This window comes from Cupriavidus sp. SW-Y-13, from assembly GCF_009793345.1.
Taxonomy (GTDB): domain Bacteria; phylum Pseudomonadota; class Gammaproteobacteria; order Burkholderiales; family Burkholderiaceae; genus Cupriavidus.
Genome location: NZ_WHLX01000001.1, coordinates 2,563,083 through 2,575,237, shown reverse-complemented (window position 1 = coordinate 2,575,237; position 12,155 = coordinate 2,563,083). Strand labels below are relative to the sequence as shown.

Sequence of the window (12,155 nt, the reverse complement as noted above, 5' to 3'; positions counted from 1 at the left end):
GTGCGAGCGTTTCAGTCGGCGACGACTGCCCGGTGGTCGGGCGGGGGCCGGTCCGGGAGTTCATCATCCATTCCACGCTTTTGTACATCCTGCTGGCGGCGACCATTTCGGGCGTCGGCAGCATCCTGGGTGCGGCAGTGCTATCGCTGACCGTTGCCTCGCGCGTGGTGGAGCGCATGGTGAGTTTCTCGGTGGGGGTGCTGCTGGCCACGGCGCTGCTGCACTCGCTGCCCGAGGCGTTCGAGTCCGGCGCCGATCCGCGCGCGCTGTTCGGCACGCTGCTGGCCGGGCTGCTGGGCTTCTTCCTTCTCGAAAAGATCTCGCTGCTGCGCCATTCGCACCATCACGAAGGCGACGGCCATCACCATCACCATGGGCATGACCGCGAGGAAGCGGGTCGCAGTGGCCTGACGATCCTGGTGGGCGATACCTTCCACAACTTTGCCGATGGCATCGTGATTGCGGCCGCGTTCCTGGCCGATCCGCATATCGGACTGGTCACCGCGTTGGCGATTGCCGCTCACGAGATTCCGCAGGAAGTGGGCGACTTCATCGTGCTGCTCAATGCCGGATTCTCGAAGGCGCGCGCGTTTGCCTTCAACCTGCTGTCGAGTCTGGCCGCCGTGCTCGGCGGCGTGGTCGGCTACTTCCTGCTGGACGAGCTGTCGAGCTGGATTCCGTACGTGCTGGTGATCGCGTCGAGCAGCTTCCTCTATATCGCAGTGAGCGACCTGATGCCGCAGATGCAGCGCAAGCCACGGCTCAAGGAATCGGCGGTGCAGGTGTTGCTGGTGGCCGCCGGCATCACGGCCATCGTGTTCATCACCAATGGCGTGCACGAGCAGCACGCCCATCAGCATTCGAAACAGGAGGAAGCGGCGTCCCGGTGACGCCGCTTTTTGCCTGCAGTGGCCGGTGGATTAGCTACCGGTAGCCACCGGCCGCTTCGGGTCGGCGCACCATTCGCTCCACGATCCCGGATACAGCGCCGCATCGGTCAGGCCAGCCGCTTCCATCGCCAGCAGGTTGTGGCAGGCCGTCACGCCCGATCCACACTGCATCACGGTCTGCGCAGCAGGTTTGCCGCCGAAAACTTCTCCGAACTCGGCGCGCAACTGATCGGCTGGCTTGAACCGGCCATCGGCGGCCAGATTGTCCTTGAAGAAGCGATTGGCTGCGCCAGGGATGTGACCACCCACAGGATCGAGCGTCTCGTTCTCGCCGCGGAAGCGATCCGGTGCGCGGGCATCGACCACGAGCAGGGCAGGTTGATCGAGATTGGCGAGCAGGGCATTGGCGTTGGCAGTGCGCACCAGCGATGGCCGGCGCGTCAGGTTGCCACCCGTTTCCGGATCGGGCGTCGCGCCGGGTTCGAGCGGCAGTCCCGCCGCCACCCAGGCGGCCTTGCCGCCATCGAGCACGGCTACGGCACCGTGACCCACCCAGCGCATCAGCCACCACAGCCGCGCGGCGTACATCGCCCCATGGGCGTCGTAGGCCACGACCAGCGTATCGTCATCCACGCCCAGCGCGCGCAACCGGTTCACAAGCAGTTCGGCGTCGGGCAGCGGATGGCGGCCATTGACGCCGGTCTTCGGGCCGGACAGTTCGTTGTCGAGGTGGAGATAGAAGGCGCCCGGCAGGTGGCCCTGCTGGTAGATCTCGCGGCCCGCAGCCGGATTGGTCAGGTCGAACGAGCAGTCAATGATGACGGTCCGGCGGCCTTCGGAGCGAAGTTGCTGCAGTTCGGTGGCGGTGATCAGCGGTGATGGCGTGGAAGATGGCATGGACAGCGGTCTCTCTCGTTGAGCGAATCGCCGTCAATGCTACACCGCTCAGGGATCAAACCTCGGGGTGGACCTCGGCTTCCGGGGACTTCACCGGCGTGGCCGGCGTGGGATGCTCGTCCGTATCGCGCGCCCGTGTCAGCGTGGTGGCGATGCCACTGCCGACAATCAGCGCCATCCCCAGCCACGACACCCAGTTAAGCTTGTCGTTCCAGACGAGGATGCCCCAGAGGCTGGAGAACACGATGCCTGCGTATTGCAGGTTTGCGGTCAGCAGCGTATTGCCGCGCTTGTAGGCGCGCGTCATCGATGTCTGGCCCAGCGTGGCAAGAATACCGATCGCCAGCAGCATGCCGGCGCCGCGCCAAGTCATCGGACTGACCCCCGAATACAACATCCAGACCAGTCCGCAGGCCAGCCCGACCGCCGAGAAATAAAACACGATCCGGCCTTCGGGCTCGCCGAGCTGGCCGAGCTGGCGCACTTCCACATACGCCAGCGCCGTGAACACGCCCGAGATCAAGCCGATCATGCCGCCCGCGAGCTGGTTGTGGCCGACGACGGAAGGCTGCAACAGGCAGATCACACCGCCGAACGACATCAGGATGGCGCCGATCAGTTTCTTGTCGGCGGTTCGGCCCGTGCCAGCCAGCGCCGCCCCAGCACCGATGATCAGCGCGATCCAGACCGGCGACATGTAGTTCAGCGTCATCGCCGTGGCCAGCGGCAGCATCGTGATCGAGGTGAACCAGAGCAGCAGCGCGGTCACGCCGAACAGGCTGCGCTTGATGTGCGTGACCATGTGGGGCGTACGTACCGATATGCCTTGCGAGCGCAGCATGATCCACATGATCGTCACGCCGATCAGGCTACGGTAGAAGACGATCTCGCCCGTGGTGTAGTAGTCCGACGCCAGCTTGACGCCCACCCCCATCAACGAGAAAGCGAAGGCGGCGAACAGCATCCAGAGCGATTGCATGGCGAGGGGCGGTAACGGGTGAAGCGGGTTGAAGCCGCATGGCATGGCGCCGGGCGGGAAATTCGTTGTATCGGCAACGATTGCGAATGGCGATTGTAACAGTCGGAAGAGGTCGGCTCCAAAGCAAAACGGACCGTTTTCACGGTCCGTTTCGGGGTTACCACAGTGGCGCCTAGCGCTTCTGATAGTCCATGGCGCGGCGATACCACTCGTGGAAATGCTGCATGCCGTCTTCCATTGGCGACTGGTAAGGTCCGGTCTCGCTGACGCCGCGCTTCATGAGTGCGAGGCGGCCGGCGTCCATGCGCTCGGCAATCTCGTCGTCCTCGATGCACGTCTCCATATAGGCGGCGCGCTCAGCCTCTACGAACTCGCGCTCGAACAGCACGATTTCCTCGGGGTAGTAAAACTCCACCACATTGCGCGTCTTGCGCGGCCCGAGCGGGTGCAGCGTCGAGATGCAGAGCACGTTCGGATACCACTCCACCATGATGTTGGGGTAATAGGTCAGCCAGATCGCGCCATGCTTGGGCAGCTTGCCGTTGTTGAAGCGCAACACTTCCTCGTGCCACTTCTGATACGTCATGCTGCCCGGACGCTTCAGGCCCGCGTGCAGGCCCACGGTCTGGACGCTGTGCCATTCGCCGAACTCCCACTTGAGATCGTCGCACGACACGAAACTGCCAAGGCCTGGGTGGAACGGTACGACGTGGTAGTCCTCCAGATAGACCTCGATAAAGGTCTTCCAGTTGTAGTCGCACTCGTGAACTTCCACGTGGTCGAGCATGTAGCCTTCGAAGTTCAGGTCTTCGGCCACCCCCATGCGCGCGAGGTCCGCCCGCACATCGCGCTCGCCCTCGAACAGCATGCCGTTCCAGTTCTGGAGCGGCGAACGGTTCAGGTGGACGCAGGGTTGCTCGGCGAAATGCGGCGCGCCCAACAGGTCACCCTTGAGGTCGTAGGTCCAGCGGTGGAGCGGGCAGACGATGTTCTTCGCATTCCCGCGGCCGTTCATCATGATGGCCTGGCGATGGCGGCAGACGTTGGACAGCAGTTCGATGCCGTCCGGGTTGCGCACCAGCATGCGTCCCTCGTCTTCGGCGGCCAGCGTCTGGAAGTCGCCGGATTCCGGCACCATCAGTTCGTGGCCGACGTAGCCGGGACCCTTCTTGAACAGCAGTTCGAGTTCTTGTTGATGCAGCGCCTCGTCGAAATAGACATCCACGGGCAACTGCGAATCAGCCGGCGCAAGTTTGAGCGCGGTGCTGAGATTGGACATTATCCCCACTCCCTATGAACAGGCGAAAGCAGTGAACAACCCAACCATCGAAATATGAATCGATTTGGGAAACCGTGTCAGACGAGCAGAAACCGGTCCGGTTCCCCAATCTGCAAGACTGGAGAATGCGTGGAAAACGCAACGGGGGCGAACTCGCTGACGAGCCGGGGATTGTACCCGACCCAAAAAGTTAAGGGCCTGATTATTTGGCCTTTTTAGCGAAAAAGTCGACCCGGGTCGTCATGGAGGTGCCCTTTCGGGCGCATTCGGAATGACGACCCGGGCGCACACGTCACATGGCGGTCACGCCCGTGTCACAAGCGATTGATATGTGCGCTATCCGCACGGGGCTGTCTGCAATATGGATCAGTCTGTTCTGCGGCCTGCCCACGGTTTGGCGTAAAATCGCGAATTACCCTGATCAAGGCCTGACATGCCAAGAACGACCACAGCCCCGGCGCAGCCTCAAGAGGCAGACGAGCCGGTGGCCGCAAGCGTGCCGCCGGCTTCCTATGAGGCCGCCATGGCCGAGCTGGAAACGCTGGTGGCCAGCATGGAAAGCGGCGAACTCCCCCTGGAGGCCTCACTGACGGCATACCGTCGTGGCGCCGAACTCGTGCGCTATTGCCAGCACAGCCTGGAGCGGGTGGCCCAACAGGTCAAGGTTCTGGAAGGTGACGCGCTGAAACCCCTGGCAGCCGAGTCACGTACCGATAACAACAGCAACGGCGCAGACTTCGAATGAGCGATTTTGCAACCTGGATGCGGGCGCAGGGCGCCCGGACCGAGGCCGCCCTGGACGCAGCACTGCCGTCCAGGGACACAATTCCACACACCCTCCATGAAGCCATGCGCTATGCTGTCCTCGGCGGTGGCAAGCGGGTTCGCCCGCTGCTGGTGCATGCGGCTGGCGAAGTGGCGGGGGCATCCCCCGAAGCTTGTGACGCTGCGGCCTGCGCCGTGGAGATGATCCACGCCTACTCGCTGGTCCACGACGACATGCCATGCATGGACGACGACGACCTGCGCCGCGGCCGTCCCACGGTCCACAAGGCCTACGACGAAGCCACGGCGCTGCTGGTGGGCGATGCCTTGCAGACGCAGGCGTTCATCGTGCTGGCCCAGACGCCGGCGCTGGGCGCCGAGGCGCGCCTGAAGCTGGTGGCCGAACTGGCGCACGCATCGGGCTCCGTGGGCATGTGCGGTGGCCAGGCCATCGACCTGCAGAACGTGGGTCTGGCGATGAGCCGCGACGCGCTGGAAGGCATGCATCGCATGAAGACCGGTGCGCTGCTGCGTGCCAGCGTGCGCATGGGCGCGTTGTGCGGAAGCATCGATCCGGACGGCCTGGCAGCGCTGGATCGTTACTCGGCAGCCGTGGGATTGGCGTTCCAGGTGGTAGACGATATTCTCGACGTCACTGCCGATACGGCCACGCTCGGCAAGACTGCCGGCAAGGATGCCGCCAATGACAAGCCGACCTATGTGTCGCTGCTTGGTCTGGATGCCGCACGCGAGCTGGCCTCCCAGCTGCGCACCGACGCCCACGAGGCGTTGGCGGGATTCGGCGCACGCGCCGGCCGGCTGGCCGAATTGGCCGACCTGATCGTGCTGCGCTCAAACTGAACTGACAAGCCGGACAAACAGAATCCGGCGGCCGAACGGACACAAATGACCTACACGCTGCTCAACAACATCGACGACCCCGCAGATCTGCGCCGCCTGGACCGGCGCCAACTCGAGACGCTGGCCGACGAACTGCGCGCCTACGTGCTCGAATCGGTCTCGCAGACCGGCGGCCACCTGTCGTCGAACCTCGGCACGGTGGAACTGACCATTGCGCTGCATTACGTCTTCGACACGCCCAGTGACCGCGTGGTCTGGGACGTGGGTCACCAGAGCTACCCCCACAAGATCCTGACCGGCCGTCGCGACCGCATGTCGACGCTGCGCCAGTACGGTGGCATCTCGGGCTTCCCGCGCCGCGCCGAAAGCGAGTACGACACCTTCGGCACCGCACACTCGTCCACTTCGATCTCGGCCGCGCTCGGCATGGCGCTCGGCGCCCGAACGCAGGGCGAGAAGCGCGTTGGCATCGCGGTGATCGGCGATGGCGCGATGACCGCCGGCATGGCTTTCGAGGCCATGAACAACGCGGGCGTCTACAAGGACCTGCCGCTGCTGGTGGTGCTGAACGACAACGACATGTCGATCTCGCCGCCGGTGGGCATGCTGAACAAGCATCTGGCGCGACTCTTGTCTGGCCAGTTCTACGCGGCCACGAAGAAGGGCATCGAAAAGGTGCTGTCCGTTGCGCCCCCCGTGCTCGAATTCGCCAAGCGTCTGGAAGAGCATGCCAAGGGCATGGTCGTACCGGCCACGCTGTTCGAGGAATTCGGCTTCGACTACATCGGCCCGATTGATGGCCACGACCTCAACTCGCTGGTGCCGACGCTGCAGAACATCCGCCAGCGCGCCCTGGAAGGCCACGGCCCGCAGTTCCTGCACGTGGTCACCAAGAAGGGCCAGGGTTACAAGCTGGCAGAGGCCGACCCGATCCTGTACCACGGCCCGGGCAAGTTCAATCCCGAGGAAGGCATCCGCCCGGCTGCCAAGCCATCGCGCAAGACCTACACGCAGATCTTCGGCGATTGGCTGTGTGACACGGCCGCTGCCGACAAGCGCCTGATCGCCGTGACGCCGGCCATGCGCGAAGGTTCGGGCATGGTCGAGTTCGAGAAGCGCTTCCCGGATCGTTACTACGATGTGGGCATTGCCGAGCAGCATGCGGTGACGTTTGCAGGCGGTCTGGCCTGTGAGGGCCTGAAGCCTGTCGTGGCGATCTACTCGACGTTCCTGCAGCGCGGCTATGACCAGCTGATTCACGACGTGGCATTGCAGAACTTGCCCGTCGTGTTCGCACTGGACCGTGCCGGCCTGGTGGGCGCCGATGGTGCCACGCATGCGGGCGCTTATGACATCCCGTTCCTGCGCTGCATTCCGAACATGATGGTCATGACGCCGTCTGACGAGAACGAGTGCCGCCAACTGCTGACCACGGCTTACCAGCAGGATTGCCCGACCGCCGTGCGCTATCCGCGCGGTGCGGGCGTGGGCGCGGCCACGCAGGCTGAACTCACGGCGCTGCCGGTGGGCAAGGGTGAGATTCGCCGCCAGGGTCAGGCACGTGCCGGCCAGCGCGTGGCGATCCTGGCGTTTGGTTCGATGCTCCAGCCGTCGCTGACGGCAGCCGAGCCGCTAGACGCCACCGTGGCGAACATGCGCTTCGTGAAGCCGCTGGATGTGGAGCTGGTCAAGCAACTGGCTGCCGACCACGACTTCCTGGTGACCGTCGAAGAGGGTGCAACGATGGGCGGTGCGGGCAGTGCGGTGCTCGAAGCGCTGGCCGAGGCCGGCGTGGAGATCCCGACGCTGGTGCTGGGCTTGCCCGACCGCTTCATCGACCATGGCGATCCCGCATTCCTGCTGTCGCAATGCGGCCTGGATGCGGCGGGTATCGAGCGCTCGGTGCGCGAGCGCTTCAAGCTGGCCGATCAACCGGTCAAGGTGGCTACCTCGCGCGTGGCGTGATGGCCTGAGCGGTCTCAGTAAGATTGAAACCGGCGCGGAAATTCCGCGCCGGTTTTGTTTTGGGCGCCGCAAACCGGCAACGCGCCGCACGGGCAGGGCATGGGCTGCTCGAAATGGGCGGAATCACGCACGCCTGCGGCGAGCCTTGCCGATATCCCGTAAAATCGCCGTTCCCATTTTGTGTTCGCAGCTGCGGGCCGGTGCATGAACCATGTACATGGACCCGTCGTTTCACACTCGTTGCGCGGCGTGGAGAATAAATCCTGCGAAAAACGCCGCGACCGTAAGGATGGCTGCCACGCCCCGGCTGGCGTCCTGGAGGAAACCGTAGATGAATGACATCAATCCCGCCTTTGTCATGCCCGACGTGCAATCGAGCGTCGATACCCGCCAGATCGTGATCCAGCGCGTTGGCGTGAAAGGCGTGCGCTATCCGTTGACGCTGAAGACGCCGGCCGGCGCAGTGGCCACGGTTGGCACGTTCACGCTGGACGTACGCCTGCCGGCTGACCAGAAAGGCACACACATGTCGCGCTTCGTGGCATTGCTCGAAGACAACCGCGCGCCGCTGGATCTTGCAGCGTTCCGCGCGCTGCTCGACGATATGCTCGTGCGCCTGGAAGCCGACGCCGGCCGTATCGAAGTCACGTTCCCGTACTTCATCAGCAAGACCGCGCCGGTCTCGGGCGTGCAGTCTTTGCTCGATTACGAAGTCACGCTGATCGGCGAGAAACGCGATGGTCAGACCCGCCTGTTCCTGACCGCACTGGTGCCGGTGACCAGCCTGTGCCCGTGCTCGAAAAAGATCTCGCAGTACGGCGCACACAACCAGCGCTCGCACATCACCATGAAGGTGGAGCTGGCCGGCGACCTCGACGTGGAAACGCTGGTGCGCATGGCTGAGGAAGAAGCGTCGTGCGAACTGTGGGGCCTGCTGAAGCGCCCCGACGAGAAGTTCGTGACGGAGCGCGCCTACGAAAATCCGAAGTTCGTCGAGGACCTCGTGCGCGATATTGCGATGCGACTCAATGCCGATGCGCGCATCGTGGCGTACACGCTGGAAGCCGAGAACTTCGAGTCGATCCACAATCACAGTGCCTATGCTGTGATCGAGCGCGACAAGCGCGTCGACTGATCGCCCGCTGCTTGTTTGCTCCCCTCTCCCGCTACGCGGGAGAGGGGAGAATGCCATCAGCAGGTCAAACCACCGTCACCGCAGGCACCCCTGCCGCAACCTCCACCACCTTCACACTCTCCGTTGCCGGCAGCGCAGGCGCCACGCCGTTCGCCAGCGGCTTGAGCTTGCGGAAGCTGCAGCTCAATTTCGACGCCGTCAACGTCACCACCGCATACCCCTGCGCGTCCGTATTCACATACTTCAGCCACGGATTGAACGTCGTCAGCGTGCTGTTGAAGGTGTTGGTGACCGTGCCACTGGAGTCGGTCGTGTAGATCAGCGGCGCGGCAGCTTTGAATGCCGCATCGCTATCCACCACGCTCTTGAAGTAGCTCTGGAACGAGTTGCTCGACAGGCCAGCGGTGACAAGATCCACCATCACGGGCACCGGCGTGGTGGCGTCGTAGTCGTCCATCACCGGGCCGGCGAAGAACGCGTGGATATCGCCAGTCAGCGCCACTACATTCTTGATGCTGCCGTTCTTCAGGAAGGCCATCATGGCCTTGCGCTCGGCGTTGTAGCCATCCCACTGATCGGCGTTGAGGATGTACTTGTCCAGTAGCGCCACCGAGGGCAGGGCGGCGTTGAGCACAGGGGCGATGCCTGCGTCGAACACGCCGTTCGAGATGCCCGCATTGGTCAGCAAGTACGCCTTGAGCGAGGCATAGGCCGGCGTCGGATAGGTGCCATCGCCCTTGGCCGTGGTCAGGTCGGCCACCAGTGCGCCGATCATGCCCGTTTGCAGCGGCGCGAGCGCGCTGTTCGCCTGCACCAGGCCGCTGGCGAGCAATGCGGCGATGGCTTGCGTACCATCGATCTGCATGCGCAGCAGCGAGACCTCGTTGCCCCAGAGTTTCCACGTCGTCGAGGCACTCGCCATCTGCTGCTGCCACCACGCGCGCTGCGTATCGCCGAGGATCGACACCGGCGTCAGCGCACCACCCGCGCCGCTGATCTTGCTCGCTTCGAGTCCAGCCAACGTGGCCTTCGGCACGAAGTAGCGGCTGCCGATGCTGCTGCCGGCTGCCTGCTCGGGGATCACGTGGTCCGCGCGATAGAGGCGTTCGTCGGTCATCACCAGCATGGCGAGATTACCGAACGTGAATGAGCGGTAGATCTGGATATTGCGGAACGACGTATCGGCCTGGTCGAAGCTGACATCGGCCGGCATGAATTCGAACCATGCCTGGCTGGCGGCGCGGCGGCGGGCCGTGCGTGGGTCGGCATCGTCGGCGGCCGTGTAGGTCTGGTGGTCCTGCCAGCAATCGTCGGAAAACTCGTGGTCGTCCCAGATGCCGATCACCGGAAAGCGTGCATGCAGTGCCTGCAGGCGGGCATCACTGCGATACGACTTGTAGAGGTAGCGGTAATCGTCGATCGTGGTGGCGTAGGTGCCATCGGCGGTGGCGGTGCCGTTCGGCAGCGTCAGTTGCGTATGGCGGCTTTCCACCTTGCCTGTCTGGAACACGGCGCCGACGGTCTCGTAGATGTAGTCGCCCATGTGGACGATGAAATCGAGATCCTCGCTGACCAGTTCCTCCATGCCGGCCCAGTGATTTACGCTCCAGTCCTGGCACGTTATGAAGGCGAACTTGAGCTGCGAGAGCGGCGTGCCGGCGGCCGGCGCGGTCTTGGTGCGGCCCACCGGGCTGGTCTGGCTGCCGGCGATGAAGCGGTAGTAGTAGGTCGTGCCGGCCGTCAGGCCCGTGACCTTGTTGCGCAGCGTGTAGTCCCAGTCGGGCAGCGCATTGAGTGTGCTATCGACGACGAGCGTGCTGAAATCGGCGTTGGCGGATACCTGCAGCCGCACGCTGACGCTCTGGCCGGCGCCGGCACCGGCCACGCGCGTCCACAGCATGACGCTGTCGGGTTTCGGATCGCCCGAGGCCACGCCCTGATCGAACTTGTAGGAAGTGCCGGGATTGGTAACCGGCGGCGTGGTGGGGGCGGGGGTGTTGTTATCGTCGTCGCCACCGCAGCCGGCCAGGCCCGTAGTGGCCACCGTCACGGTAACGAAACTGCCCCATTTCAGGAACTTGCGGCGATCCATCTGCGTTTCCTCGTCTTTGTGGGATGTGATGCGGGAAACGCAAATTGTTCGGTGGCGATGTGACCGCCATGTGTCCGGCCCCGGGGCGGAGAGCCAGATTAGAGGGCTGCCACCAACTCAGACCGGCAGCCGGATGTCCGCCAGATCCCAGCGCGGCGTCACGCCATAGCTGTATTCGTGCTGCGCCAGTTGCGGCGCCGCCTGCAGGCGCATGGCCCCGGCAAAGGCGATCATCGCGCCGTTATCCGTGCAGAAGGCCAGGTCGGGGTAGAACACCTCCACCTTGCGGCGGCGGCCCATCTCGTCGAGACGCTCGCGCAACTGGCGGTTGGCACCTACGCCTCCGGCCACCACCAATCGCTTGTGGCCGGTCTGCTTGAGCGCGTTGAACGACTTGGCGGCCAGCACATCGACGATGGCATCGACAAACGAGCGCGCCAGGTTGGCGCGATCCTGCTCGCAGGCATTGCCCAGCTTGCGGGTCTGCGTCAGCACCGCTGTCTTGAGCCCTGCGAACGAGAAATCGAGATTGCCCGAATGGAGCATCGGGCGCGGCAGTTCGAACGAACCTGGATTGCCGAATTCGGCCAGACGAGACACTTCCGGGCCGCCCGGATAACCGAGGCCCAGCAGCTTGGCGGTCTTGTCGAACGCCTCGCCGGCGGCATCGTCGAGCGTCTCGCCGAGCAGTGCGTAGTCGCCGATCCCCTTCACTTCCATCAACTGGGTGTGGCCGCCGGAAACCAGCAGCGCCACGAACGGGAAGGGTGGCGGCGCATCGGTCAGCAGTGGCGACAGCAGGTGTCCTTCCAGGTGATGGACGCCCACCATGGGCACGCCCAGCGCAAAGCCGAGTGCATTGGCGACCGAGGCGCCCACCAGCAGCGCACCGGCAAGACCGGGGCCTTGCGTGAAGGCGATGGCGTCGATGTCCTCGCGCTTGCGCCCGGCCTCGTCCAGTACCTGCTGCAACAGCGGCAGCACGCGGCGAATATGGTCGCGCGAGGCCAGTTCGGGCACGACGCCGCCGTACTCGCGGTGCATGGCGATCTGCGAGTAGAGCGCGTGCGAGAGCAGTCCGGCCTCGGTGTCGTAGAGGGCCAGCCCGGTTTCGTCGCAGGAGGATTCGATGCCGAGGACAAGCATGGGGAGATTCTGGTGCCGCCAGCCCGTTTTGGTCTGCAACTGCAGCCATTGTGCCGGCAAAAAACGGAAGGCCAGCAGGGTAGCACACCCGCACCCGACGCGCTGGCGCCGCCGCCATTCGCTACAATCGCGGCTTCTTCAAGGGA

The 12,155-nt window shown here is 64.1% G+C and carries 10 protein-coding genes; 5 read left to right on the top strand and 5 right to left on the bottom strand.

Features of this window, described 5'->3' with window-relative positions; all coding sequences use genetic code 11:
• The first annotated feature begins 80 nt into the window (after positions 1-80).
• A complete protein-coding gene (locus tag GA566_RS11500) occupies positions 81-890 on the top strand; it encodes a ZIP family metal transporter (RefSeq protein ID WP_202126689.1) in 810 nt (269 codons plus the stop codon).
• A gap of 30 nt (positions 891-920) precedes the next feature.
• On the opposite strand, the gene GA566_RS11495 is transcribed toward GA566_RS11500, so the two are convergent.
• From GA566_RS11495 to GA566_RS11485, 3 genes are all read right to left on the bottom strand, one after another.
• Entirely contained in the window at positions 921-1,787 is an 867-nt protein-coding gene (locus GA566_RS11495; RefSeq protein WP_160472797.1) for a sulfurtransferase, read from the bottom strand.
• A gap of 55 nt (positions 1,788-1,842) precedes the next feature.
• Complete coding sequence (locus GA566_RS11490) at positions 1,843-2,766, bottom strand: DMT family transporter (protein ID WP_137925745.1); 924 nt, start codon at positions 2,764-2,766, stop codon at positions 1,843-1,845.
• Positions 2,767-2,938: 172 nt separating this feature from the next.
• Entirely contained in the window at positions 2,939-4,045 is a 1,107-nt protein-coding gene (locus tag GA566_RS11485; protein ID WP_137925746.1) for an aromatic ring-hydroxylating dioxygenase subunit alpha, read from the bottom strand.
• Between the two features lie 433 nt (positions 4,046-4,478).
• Between GA566_RS11485 and GA566_RS11480 the strand changes: the two genes are divergently transcribed.
• From GA566_RS11480 to folE2, 4 genes are all read left to right on the top strand, one after another.
• Positions 4,479-4,790, top strand: coding sequence for an exodeoxyribonuclease VII small subunit (locus tag GA566_RS11480; protein ID WP_137925747.1), 312 nt, complete (start codon positions 4,479-4,481; stop codon positions 4,788-4,790).
• Positions 4,787-5,671, top strand: a complete 885-nt coding sequence (locus GA566_RS11475; protein WP_137925748.1) for a polyprenyl synthetase family protein — start codon at positions 4,787-4,789, stop codon at positions 5,669-5,671. The genes GA566_RS11480 and GA566_RS11475 overlap by 4 nt, the downstream gene beginning before the upstream one ends.
• A 45-nt stretch (positions 5,672-5,716) precedes the next feature.
• A complete protein-coding gene (dxs, locus tag GA566_RS11470) occupies positions 5,717-7,636 on the top strand; it encodes a 1-deoxy-D-xylulose-5-phosphate synthase (RefSeq protein ID WP_137925749.1) in 1,920 nt (639 codons plus the stop codon).
• A gap of 331 nt (positions 7,637-7,967) precedes the next feature.
• Positions 7,968-8,771 carry a GTP cyclohydrolase FolE2 gene (folE2, locus tag GA566_RS11465; protein ID WP_137925750.1) on the top strand — a complete coding sequence of 268 codons (804 nt, stop codon included), beginning with the start codon at positions 7,968-7,970 and terminating at the stop codon, positions 8,769-8,771.
• Between the two features lie 64 nt (positions 8,772-8,835).
• Here the strand turns inward: folE2 and GA566_RS11460 are convergent, their stop codons facing one another.
• Both GA566_RS11460 and tsaD read right to left on the bottom strand, forming a co-directional pair.
• Positions 8,836-10,863 carry an alkaline phosphatase gene (locus GA566_RS11460; protein ID WP_160472796.1) on the bottom strand — a complete coding sequence of 676 codons (2,028 nt, stop codon included), beginning with the start codon at positions 10,861-10,863 and terminating at the stop codon, positions 8,836-8,838.
• A gap of 117 nt (positions 10,864-10,980) precedes the next feature.
• On the bottom strand, positions 10,981-12,009 hold the full coding sequence (gene tsaD, locus GA566_RS11455; protein WP_137925752.1) for a tRNA (adenosine(37)-N6)-threonylcarbamoyltransferase complex transferase subunit TsaD: 1,029 nt from the start codon (positions 12,007-12,009) through the stop codon (positions 10,981-10,983).
• Positions 12,010-12,155: the final 146 nt, after the last annotated feature.